The sequence below is a fragment of the Salmonella sp. 741265055_HSA genome (assembly GCF_046569525.1).
Taxonomy (GTDB): Bacteria; Pseudomonadota; Gammaproteobacteria; order Enterobacterales; family Enterobacteriaceae; genus Salmonella; species Salmonella enterica.
The window spans coordinates 1-9,657 of record NZ_JBKFSQ010000065.1 but is presented as its reverse complement, the minus strand read 5'-3'; the positions used below and the strand labels follow the sequence as shown (position 1 = coordinate 9,657).

Here is a 9,657-nt window from a genome sequence, read left to right as displayed (position 1 = left end):
GCACAATCCGGGCTGAGTTCCCTCAAAGTGATCTACTATTTGGCGCAGCTATTTACATGCAATAGCAGATGATCCGGAAATAAAAATTGTATTTGATGCGACAAGTGCTACTGCGCATATAAATAACGCTCCTATATTAAAAGATGCAGGCAAAATCGTATTTGATATGACTCCCGCTGCAATTGGGCCTTTTGTTGTGCCTTGTGTTAATTTAGAGCATTTACTGGGGCAGAAAACAGATAACTATAATATGGTGACATGTGGTGGGCAAGCGACGATTCCTATAGCATATGCAATTAATCGTGTAGCAGATTCAGAATATACGGAAATAGTCTCTTGCATTTCTTCTAAATCCGCAGGGCCGGGTACGAGAGCAAATATTGATGAATTCACTGAAACGACAGCAAAAGCACTTGTTGAAGTAGGGGGGGCAGATAGAGGCAAAGCTCTGATTATATTAAATCCTGCTGAGCCACCTCTTATGATGTCGAATACGATTTATTCTATCGTAAGAAAACCTGATAAGAAGGCGATAGAAGAGTCTGTAAATCAGATCGTCGCGGATGTACAAAAATATGTTCCAGGATATAGCCTGCGGGTACCTCCGATTATAGATGGCAATATGGTGACGGTTATTGTTCAGGTAGAAGGTGCTGGAGATTTCTTACCTAAATATTCGGGTAATCTGGATATTATTAATGCAGCAGCGATCTCGGCTGCGGAAGAAGTGGCTAAGCGAATAAGCAAGGAAGCATAAGCATGTTAAATAAGAAAAAAATACACATTGTCGATACAACATTGCGGGATGGAAGCCATGCGATGATGCATCGCTATACCGAAGCGCAAGTTACTGCTATTGCTGCGGGTCTTGAGCGTGTTGGTGTCGATTTTATTGAACTCTCTCATGGCGATGGTATTTCTGGTTCCTCTATTAATTACGGCTTTTCGGCAGTATCGGAATTAGATTTGCTCAAAGCCGCATCTACGGTTGTCAAGAATGCAATACTTACTGTTCTGTTGATTCCTGGTATTGGCACGATTGATGATTTGAAGAAAGCGCAGGAATGTGGCGCAAAAGCGGTACGTGTAGCAACACATGTAACAGAAGCAGATGTTGCGATTCAACATATCAAGGCGGCAAGATCGTTGGGCATGATGCCCATTGGTTTTCTTATGATGGCACATATGGCTTCACCAGAGAAGATACTGGAGCAAGCCAAAATATTTGTCGATGCAGGCGCTCAGTATGTGAATCTTGCTGATTCGGCTGGCTACATGTTGGCAGATGATGTTAAAGCTCGCGTGGGCTTACTTGTTGAAAAATTGGGGGTGCCTGTAGGTTTCCACTCACACAACAATTTAGGCTTAGCGGTGTCTAATTCTATCGCAGCAGTAGAATATGGTGCTGAATATATTGATGTGACTTGCCGTGGACTTGGCGCTGGAGCAGGTAATACACAAGCTGAGGTATTTGCGGCAGTAATTGACAGGATGGGGTTAAAAAATAACCTCGACCTATATGAGTATATGGATTTAGCTCAGGATGTGGTAGCGCCAATGATGCTGCGCGAACAATATATTGACAGTGCTGCATTAACACTTGGATATGCTGGCGTCTATTCTAGTTTCTTGTTACATACTTATAATGCTGCGAAAAAATTTGATCTAAATCCTCGTGATATTTTGGTAGAACTGGGAAAACGGCGTATGGTTGGTGGTCAGGAAGATATGATTATTGATGTGTCGCATGCTTTAAAATATGGGAATTAGTGTTTTTATCTATTACTTTATAAATATATCCGTGTTTATAAGTTGGCATAATTTTACGATAGAATCATTGAAAAGGAGTTGAGAAGTGAAAAGAGGACTAAAGCTTGATTCAAGAGATAATGTTGCAGTCGTTATTGATAATATTAAAGCAGGTGAGGAGATATTAGTTGGCACAGAGGTAATAGTTGTAATTAATGATGTTGAAATGCCACATAAAATCGCGCTTAGTGACATTAAAACTGGTGAGCCAACAATTAAGTATGGTGCATCATTTGGCTATGCAACTAAAGATATAGTTAAAGGTGAGCATGTACATGTACATAATGTCGACTCTGAGAAGATGATGAAATAGTCACTACATAATAGGGAAATATAGAGATGAAAACATTTAAAGGATATGTTCGTCCAGATGGCCAGGTTGGTATCCGTAACCATGTTGTTGTCATGGCAAATGCGGCTTGTTCAACCGGTGTTGTAGATCAGATAGCCAAAAAACTACCAGAAGTAGTCCCTTTGTTACATACCTATGGTTGTAACTATGTCGGTGAAAGGAAAAGATGGAAGACTGTTCAGAATGGTATTCTGTCTAATCCTAATATTTATGGCGCTATTTTGATTGGGGTTGGTTGTGAGGACTTTGATGCCAGAGAAGTCGCAGCTGAGCTGCGCCAATGTAATGGAAAACCCATTGTGGCGCTTATTGTCCAAAACGATGGTGGTGGTCAGGCTGTTATCACAAAAGCGGTAGAAGAAGCCAGAAAAATGCTGGCAGATGCAGCCATGCAAGAACGCCAGGAGGTACCGCTCAACAAACTTGTTTTTGGCACTGAATGCGGTGGTTCAGATTCCTTATCTGGTGTGACAGCAAACCCCGTAATTGGCTATGTATCAGACTGGGTTGTTAGAAATGGCGGTACTTCCATTTTAAGCGAAAATGCAGAGTTGATAGGTACAGAGGATTCACTTGCCGAACGTTCAGTAAGTAAATTAGTCGCTGATAAAATATATGATTTAATTTATGGCGAGGAAATTAAACTAAGAAAATTGCTAGGTGAAGAAAGTTCTCGTACCTTAGCGAAAGGTAATATTGATGGTGGTCTTACCACGATCCAGGAAAAAGCATTAGGATGTGTAAGAAAAGGCGGCAGTGCGCCAATTCAAGATGTGATTGGCTATGGTGAACCTGTCGGCGATCGTAAAGGGCTACTTATCATGGATGGGCCGGGTAATGATCCCATTTCTTTGACGGGTTTATTTTCAGCTGGAGCCCAGGTAGCAATTTACTCTACTGGCCGCGGCACCCCAATGGCGCATCCGATTTGTCCAGTCATCAAGCTTTCATCTAATACCAGAACCTATGAAATGGTGGGCGGGGAAAATGGTGATATGGATTTGAACGCAGGTGAAATCATAACCAAAGGTATCTCTTTAGAGGAGATGGGTGAAAAAGCAATAGATTATTTGATCGAAGTATTAAATGGTATGGAAACCAAACCAGAAAAATATGGGTATGGTGGCACATTTAATGTTTATACCGATTCTCCCGTATTTTAAAGGATAATTTTAAATAAAGGAGTAAGTAAAGATGCAAATACCAATTAAGAAAACGCTCGACAGAATACCAGGCGGTATGATGGTAGTTCCTTTATTTCTTGGGTGCTTACTGAAAACCTTTTTTCCTGATGCATTAGCTATGGGAGGGTTTGTAACAGCGTTGACACAAGCAAGCCCTATTATGGCCGTCTTTTTTGTGATTGTCGGTGCGCAGATGTCTTTCAAAGAGGCTCCGAAAGCCATTTGGCGTGGCGGTGTTCTGACAGTGGTGAAACTTGTAACAGGTATTTTGATCGGCCTGTTTGTTGCCCATTTTTTGGGGGATAACCTCTTCAGTATTAGTTCACTGGCAATTATTGCGGCCATGACAAACTCAAATGGTGGTCTGTATCTTGCTTTAACCGGTCAGTATGGGACTAAAACGGATACTGGCGCTTATGTAGTTACAGCACTTAATGATGGTCCGTTTTTTACTATGATTGCGCTTGGTACTGCTGGTCTTGTCAGTGTCCCATTCAGCGCTTTACTCTCTGTCATCATTCCTATTGTCTTTGGTATGATTATTGGTAACTTAGATGAAAACATGCGCGAATTTTTGTCCGCGGGATCGTCTAAATTTATACCATTCTTCTCATTCGCTCTTGGTACTGGTCTTACCCTGGAAATGCTAATATCTGGTGGTGTTTCTGGTATATTACTGGGGGTTATTACCACTTTCATTGGCGGCGCAATACTTATTATTTCGGATAAACTAAGCGGTGGTTCGGGAGTTGCTGGCGCGGCTTTGGCTAGTACCGCTGGTAATGCTGTTGCTACGCCTGCCGCCATTGCTGAAATTGATAAAAGCATTGCTGCCTCTGCTACCATAGCGATGCCACAGATTGCGGCTTCTACCATTACGACTGCAATTTTGACGCCAATCTTAGTCAATTTCTGGGTGAAGCGATTGCAGAAAAAAGGGATTGACCCGACTATCGAAAAGGGAAATGGGCAATGTGTAAAATAATTACCCCATCGGTTACTATTTTTGATGAAAATGGCCATGTTGATATAGATGGGAATCAAAAGGTAATAGATTTCCTTATTGCCGGCGGTGTGGATGGCATACTGGTTTTAGGCTCTACGGGCGAATTCACCAATATGTCTTTGGCGGAACGTAAAACATTGCTCAGTATGTACGTAAAACATACAAATGGTAGGGTAGAGCTTTATGCTGGTACCGGTTGCTTAGATGCTGCTGAAACTATCGAGTTAACTAATTATGCCAGTGAGATCGGTTACCAGGGCGTTTTCATCATTGGGCCATATTACTATGGTTTAAACCCGGATCGTTTGTTTGAGTATTATGATGAGGTCGCAAAATCGGTAAAATGTAACATTCATCTATACAACTACCCTGAAAGAAGTGGCCACTCTTTGGATGCTGATACGGTAAAAAGAATTGTAGCTGCTAATATAAATGTTATTGGTATGAAAGATTCTGTTATGATTCCAGCTCATTCTAACGAAATCATTTTAGCCATAAATAAAAAAGATTTTCAGATGTATTCAGGGTTTGATGATCAGTTCTTGTATAATATAGCAGCAGGTGGCTGCGGTGGAATTTGTGGCTTATCTAATATTGTACCAGAGATTTTTAGTAGCCTTGTTGATGCCTGTCGGAAGAAAGACTTTGACAAAACATTCCAGCTTTCAAATCTGATACATGGGTTAATGCCGATCTATAGCATGGATTCAAACCCTTCGCTTATCATAAAAACTCTTATGAACTATAGAGGAGTTAATGTAAATGAAAAGTCAATATTTCCTTTTACCGATATCAGTGATGAGAAACTCACTTATGCCAAAAAATTGATAGACCAGGTATTAGCTCGATATAATCTGATTTGTCAAGAGTAGTTCAATAAATTATCTTTTTTATATGGCTTCCCACAAGCTATCGAGACAATGTTGTGCGTGCCTCCCAGTAATGTGTTTTTGTCAATGACTGGGAGGCTTGCTGGTTTTTTACAGCAACTTGAAATAGGTCAAAATGGTACATAATAAATAACTTTACAGTTCTTAATGGTTTTTTATTAATTCTGTCTGGCTGGTTTAATCGTTCCTGCTATTTTCTACCCGTAAACCGCAAGCCTTCCCAACACAGATACGGTACACTATTCTTGGTTCAGCATCAGGAATAGCCGTTATGACTCACTCCCTAAAACCCTGGAATACCTTCGGCATTGATCATTGTGCAAAGCACATCGTATGCGCTGAAAACGAACAACAACTACTGAGCGCCTGGCAGCAAGCAACTCGTGAGGGACTGCCGGTTATGATCCTGGGTGAAGGAAGCAATGTCCTGTTTCTGGAAAATTACGCCGGCACCGTGATCCTTAACCGCCTGAAAGGCATTGAGGTCAATGAAACCGCGGACGCCTGGCACCTACACGTCGGCGCAGGCGAAAACTGGCATCAGCTGGTTCGCTACGCGCTGGACAACAACATGCCCGGCCTGGAGAATCTGGCGCTCATCCCTGGCTGCGTTGGTTCCTCGCCTATACAGAATATTGGCGCGTATGGCGTAGAACTACAGCGCGTCTGCGACTACGTTGACTGTGTTGAACTGGAAACGGAAAAACGTCTGCGTTTGTCTGCAACGGAATGCCGTTTCGGCTATCGGGACAGCATCTTCAAAAATGAATATCAGGATCGCGTTGCGATCGTCGCGGTGGGTCTGCGTTTGTCAAAGCAATGGCAGCCGGTGTTGACCTATGGCGATCTTACTCGTCTGGACCCGAAAACGGTCACCGCGCAACAGGTGTTTGATGCTGTATGCCATATGCGCACCACAAAATTGCCGGATCCTAAAGTGAATGGCAATGCGGGCAGCTTTTTTAAAAATCCCGTTGTCGCAGCCGATATCGCTATGGAACTGTTAGAACGATTTCCCAACGCGCCGCATTACCCTCAGGCAGACGGCTCAGTGAAGCTGGCGGCAGGCTGGCTGATTGACCAATGTCAGTTGAAAGGCGTCACCATTGGCGGCGCTGCGGTGCATCGCCAACAGGCGCTGGTATTGATTAATGCGAATGATGCGACAAGTAAAGATGTGGTGGCGCTGGCGCATCATGTCCGGCAAAAAGTGGGTGAAAAATTTAATGTCTGGCTGGAGCCTGAAGTTCGCTTTATTGGTCGGTCCGGAGAGGTGAACGCTGTGGAGAGCATTGCATGAAAGATACTACCGTTCCCCTGACGCTGATCTCACTACTTGCCGACGGAGAGTTTCACTCAGGCGAGCAATTGGGTGAACGGCTGGGAATGAGCCGTGCGGCAATTAATAAACATATCCAGACATTACGCGACTGGGGAGTAGATGTATTTACCGTTCCCGGTAAAGGATATAGCTTACCGGAACCCATCCAGTTACTGGATGCTGACCGTATTCATAGCCAACTGGATAGCGGAAACGTGGCGGTATTGCCCGTTATCGATTCAACCAATCAGTATTTACTTGATCGAATTGGCGAGCTGCGCTCAGGCGATGCCTGTGTAGCAGAATACCAACAGGCGGGGCGTGGTCGTCGCGGGCGTAAATGGTTCTCACCGTTTGGCGCGAATCTATATCTTTCAATGTACTGGCGTCTGGAGCAAGGGCCTGCGGCGGCAATAGGCTTGAGTCTGGTCATTGGAATTGTGATGGCGGAAGTGCTGCGTGAACTGGGCGCAGATAAAGTTCGCGTGAAGTGGCCTAACGACCTCTACCTGCTGGATCGCAAACTGGCGGGTATTCTGGTTGAGTTAACCGGTAAAACGGGCGATGCCGCACAAATAGTGATTGGCGCTGGTATTAACATGGCAATGCGTCGTGTAGAAGAGGACGTGATAAATCAGGGATGGATCACGTTGCAGGAGGCCGGAATTACGCTCGACCGCAATATGCTGGCCGCAAAGCTGATTTATAAGTTACGTGCTGCGCTTGAGCTTTTTGAGCAAGAAGGTCTTTCTCCTTATCTTTCGCGCTGGAAAAAACTGGATAATTTTATTGATCGTCCGGTAAAACTGATTATTGGCGACAAAGAAATATTTGGTATTTCTCGCGGCATTGATACTCAGGGCGCATTATTGCTTGAACAGGATGGCGTGATTAAACCCTGGATGGGCGGAGAAATATCGCTGCGAAGCGCCGAATAGTAAAAAAGGGGAGTCGGTACTCCCCTTTTTTCTGTTATTTTCGTAATCTTACCTGTTCCACCGCATGGTTAGCGCTCTTGGTCATAATAAGGCTGGCACGTTCTCGTGTAGGTAAGATATTTTGCTTTAAATTCAACCAGTTAATTTCTTTCCAAAGCGAAGCTGCTGTATTAACAGCTTCTTCTTTAGATAATTTCGCATAATTGTGGAAATAAGAGTCAGGATCGGTAAACGCCCCTTCGCGGAACTTCAGGAAGCGATTGATATACCATGTCTGAAGAAGTTCTTCTGGCGCATCAACGTAAATAGAGAAATCAACGAAATCAGAGACAAATACATGGTGCGGATCGTGAGGATAATCCATACCGCTTTGTAAAACATTCAAACCTTCAAGAATCAATATATCAGGCTGAGCGACGTTTTTATCCCCTTCAGGAATAACATCGTAAATCAAATGAGAATAGACTGGCGCCGTCACGTTCGGTACGCCCGACTTGAGGTCAGAAACGAATTTCACCAGTCGGTGCATATCATACGATTCGGGGAATCCCTTTTTCTTCATTAACCCGCGTTCTTTCAACACCTGGTTTGGGTGGAGGAAGCCGTCTGTGGTAATCAATTCAACACGGCGGTGTTCCGGCCAGCGACTCAGCAACGCTTGCAGAACGCGTGCTGTCGTGCTTTTACCCACTGCGACGCTGCCCGCGATACTGATGATGTAAGGGATTCGCTGGCCGTTAGTGCCCAGAAACTGTTCCAGGACAGCCTGACGACGCAGATTTGAACTGATATAGAAATTTAGCAAACGGGAGAGAGGTAAATATATTTCTGCAACTTCTTCCAGCGATAAATCTTCATTAATGCCTTTTAACTGCGCGATCTCATCCTCGGTCAGGGTCATCGGCACAGAATCGCGAAGCGCAGCCCACTGGCTGCGATCAAACTGTAGGTAAGGCGTCATTAACGATTGCTCTTTTATACTCATAAGCATGTTTCTGGCTGCTATTGCTACATCAGTTCAGCGATGAACGAGGGCCATCCCTGACATGCAACGGCACGTCACATTTAAGTTAATTTGGACAATGGGCAGGAGGGTAACACCAGATGGGGAGGAATAATAAGAAAAAATCTCGCTGTGAAAGCTATCCCTGAGAAGCAATGTGACGAATATACCAGATACAGAAGATTGCTTTCTATCGACGGAACGTTGAAATGCCGCGTCGTATCCTGGTCAGACGGTCAGTAAAATGCCGAAAATTTATGCTCTCTTGTTTGAAATTAGAGCATTTTTGTCTCTTATAGCGCAAAATGTGAGCGATAGAACATTTTATGCAATTTTTTAGTTGCATGAGCACGCAGGTCTCCATAGAATGCGCGCTACTTGATGCCGACTTAGCTCAGTAGGTAGAGCAACTGACTTGTAATCAGTAGGTCACCAGTTCGATTCCGGTAGTCGGCACCATCAAGTCCGGTGGGGTTCCCGAGCGGCCAAAGGGAGCAGACTGTAAATCTGCCGTCACAGACTTCGAAGGTTCGAATCCTTCCCCCACCACCATTTTCGGCCGCGCGATGGCGCAGCCCGAGACGATAAGTTCGCTTACCGGCTCGAATAAAGAGAGTTTCTCTCGATATTCAGTGCAGAATGAAAATCAGGTAGCCGAGTTCCAGGATGCGGGCATCGTATAATGGCTATTACCTCAGCCTTCCAAGCTGATGATGCGGGTTCGATTCCCGCTGCCCGCTCCAAGATGTGCTGATATAGCTCAGTTGGTAGAGCGCACCCTTGGTAAGGGTGAGGTCGGCAGTTCGAATCTGCCTATCAGCACCACTTCTTTTCTCCTTCCTGTTTTTCTCTTCTGTTTATTAGCATTCAACAAGTCGGGCGTGTTGCCTGGTTGATGTGGTGATATCACCGATTTATCCGTGTCTTAGAGGGACAATCGATGTCTAAAGAAAAGTTTGAACGTACAAAACCGCACGTTAACGTCGGTACTATCGGCCACGTTGACCATGGTAAAACAACGCTGACCGCTGCCATTACTACCGTACTGGCTAAAACCTACGGCGGTGCCGCCCGCGCATTCGACCAGATCGATAACGCGCCGGAAGAAAAAGCGCGTGGTATCACCATCAACACTTCTCACGTTGAATACGATA

At 44.4% G+C, this 9,657-nt stretch carries 11 protein-coding genes and 4 tRNA genes; 13 read left to right on the top strand and 2 right to left on the bottom strand.

The window, feature by feature from the left end:
• The first annotated feature begins 37 nt into the window (after positions 1-37).
• From ACLD4K_RS21510 to birA, 8 genes are all read left to right on the top strand, one after another.
• Complete coding sequence (locus tag ACLD4K_RS21510; protein ID WP_411012475.1) at positions 38-757, top strand: acetaldehyde dehydrogenase (acetylating); 720 nt, start codon at positions 38-40, stop codon at positions 755-757.
• Positions 758-759: 2 nt separating this feature from the next.
• Positions 760-1,770 carry a 4-hydroxy-2-oxovalerate aldolase gene (dmpG, locus tag ACLD4K_RS21505; RefSeq protein WP_000932712.1) on the top strand — a complete coding sequence of 337 codons (1,011 nt, stop codon included), beginning with the start codon at positions 760-762 and terminating at the stop codon, positions 1,768-1,770.
• Between the two features lie 85 nt (positions 1,771-1,855).
• Positions 1,856-2,122, top strand: coding sequence for a UxaA family hydrolase (locus tag ACLD4K_RS21500; protein ID WP_001663244.1), 267 nt, complete (start codon positions 1,856-1,858; stop codon positions 2,120-2,122).
• A 26-nt stretch (positions 2,123-2,148) separates the two neighbouring features.
• Entirely contained in the window at positions 2,149-3,324 is a 1,176-nt protein-coding gene (locus ACLD4K_RS21495; RefSeq protein WP_000846756.1) for a UxaA family hydrolase, read from the top strand.
• 37 nt (positions 3,325-3,361) lie between these two features.
• Complete coding sequence (locus ACLD4K_RS21490) at positions 3,362-4,330, top strand: 2-keto-3-deoxygluconate permease (protein WP_139763222.1); 969 nt, start codon at positions 3,362-3,364, stop codon at positions 4,328-4,330.
• Positions 4,318-5,223 (top strand): dihydrodipicolinate synthase family protein, encoded by a 906-nt coding sequence (locus ACLD4K_RS21485; RefSeq protein WP_411012474.1) that lies wholly within the window; start codon positions 4,318-4,320, stop codon positions 5,221-5,223. The genes ACLD4K_RS21490 and ACLD4K_RS21485 overlap by 13 nt, the downstream gene beginning before the upstream one ends.
• 289 nt (positions 5,224-5,512) lie before the next feature.
• Complete coding sequence (murB, locus tag ACLD4K_RS21480) at positions 5,513-6,541, top strand: UDP-N-acetylmuramate dehydrogenase (protein ID WP_079981893.1); 1,029 nt, start codon at positions 5,513-5,515, stop codon at positions 6,539-6,541.
• On the top strand, positions 6,538-7,500 hold the full coding sequence (gene birA, locus ACLD4K_RS21475) for a bifunctional biotin--[acetyl-CoA-carboxylase] ligase/biotin operon repressor BirA (RefSeq protein ID WP_000655746.1): 963 nt from the start codon (positions 6,538-6,540) through the stop codon (positions 7,498-7,500). The genes murB and birA overlap by 4 nt, the downstream gene beginning before the upstream one ends.
• A 34-nt stretch (positions 7,501-7,534) precedes the next feature.
• On the opposite strand, the gene coaA is transcribed toward birA, so the two are convergent.
• Positions 7,535-8,485, bottom strand: coding sequence for a type I pantothenate kinase (coaA, locus tag ACLD4K_RS21470; protein ID WP_350414721.1), 951 nt, complete (start codon positions 8,483-8,485; stop codon positions 7,535-7,537).
• Positions 8,486-8,693: 208 nt separating this feature from the next.
• Complete coding sequence (locus ACLD4K_RS21465) at positions 8,694-8,867, bottom strand: hypothetical protein (protein ID WP_001621476.1); 174 nt, start codon at positions 8,865-8,867, stop codon at positions 8,694-8,696.
• Between the two features lie 19 nt (positions 8,868-8,886).
• On the opposite strand from ACLD4K_RS21465, the gene ACLD4K_RS21460 reads away from it, so the two are divergent.
• The 5 genes from ACLD4K_RS21460 to ACLD4K_RS21440 form a co-directional block, all read left to right on the top strand.
• A tRNA-Thr gene (locus ACLD4K_RS21460) sits at positions 8,887-8,962 on the top strand.
• A gap of 8 nt (positions 8,963-8,970) precedes the next feature.
• A tRNA-Tyr gene (locus ACLD4K_RS21455) sits at positions 8,971-9,055 on the top strand.
• A gap of 116 nt (positions 9,056-9,171) precedes the next feature.
• Positions 9,172-9,246, top strand: a tRNA-Gly gene (locus ACLD4K_RS21450).
• Positions 9,247-9,252: 6 nt separating this feature from the next.
• Positions 9,253-9,328: transfer RNA gene (locus ACLD4K_RS21445), tRNA-Thr, on the top strand.
• A gap of 115 nt (positions 9,329-9,443) precedes the next feature.
• On the top strand, positions 9,444-9,657 hold a 214-nt coding region (locus ACLD4K_RS21440; RefSeq protein WP_000031662.1), incomplete at its 3' end, for a GTP-binding protein.

What these genes read in the sequence shown, in the direction of transcription:
- dmpG (WP_000932712.1), top strand. Translation starts at nt 760, where the DNA reads ATGTTAAATAAGAAAAAAATACACATTGTCGATACAACATTGCGGGAT.
- ACLD4K_RS21495 (WP_000846756.1), top strand. Translation starts at nt 2,149, where the DNA reads ATGAAAACATTTAAAGGATATGTTCGTCCAGATGGCCAGGTTGGTATC.
- ACLD4K_RS21485 (WP_411012474.1), top strand. Translation starts at nt 4,318, where the DNA reads ATGTGTAAAATAATTACCCCATCGGTTACTATTTTTGATGAAAATGGC.
- murB (WP_079981893.1), top strand. Translation starts at nt 5,513, where the DNA reads ATGACTCACTCCCTAAAACCCTGGAATACCTTCGGCATTGATCATTGT.
- birA (WP_000655746.1), top strand. Translation starts at nt 6,538, where the DNA reads ATGAAAGATACTACCGTTCCCCTGACGCTGATCTCACTACTTGCCGAC.
- coaA (WP_350414721.1), bottom strand. Translation starts at nt 8,485, where the DNA reads ATGAGTATAAAAGAGCAATCGTTAATGACGCCTTACCTACAGTTTGAT.
- ACLD4K_RS21465 (WP_001621476.1), bottom strand. Translation starts at nt 8,867, where the DNA reads ATGGAGACCTGCGTGCTCATGCAACTAAAAAATTGCATAAAATGTTCT.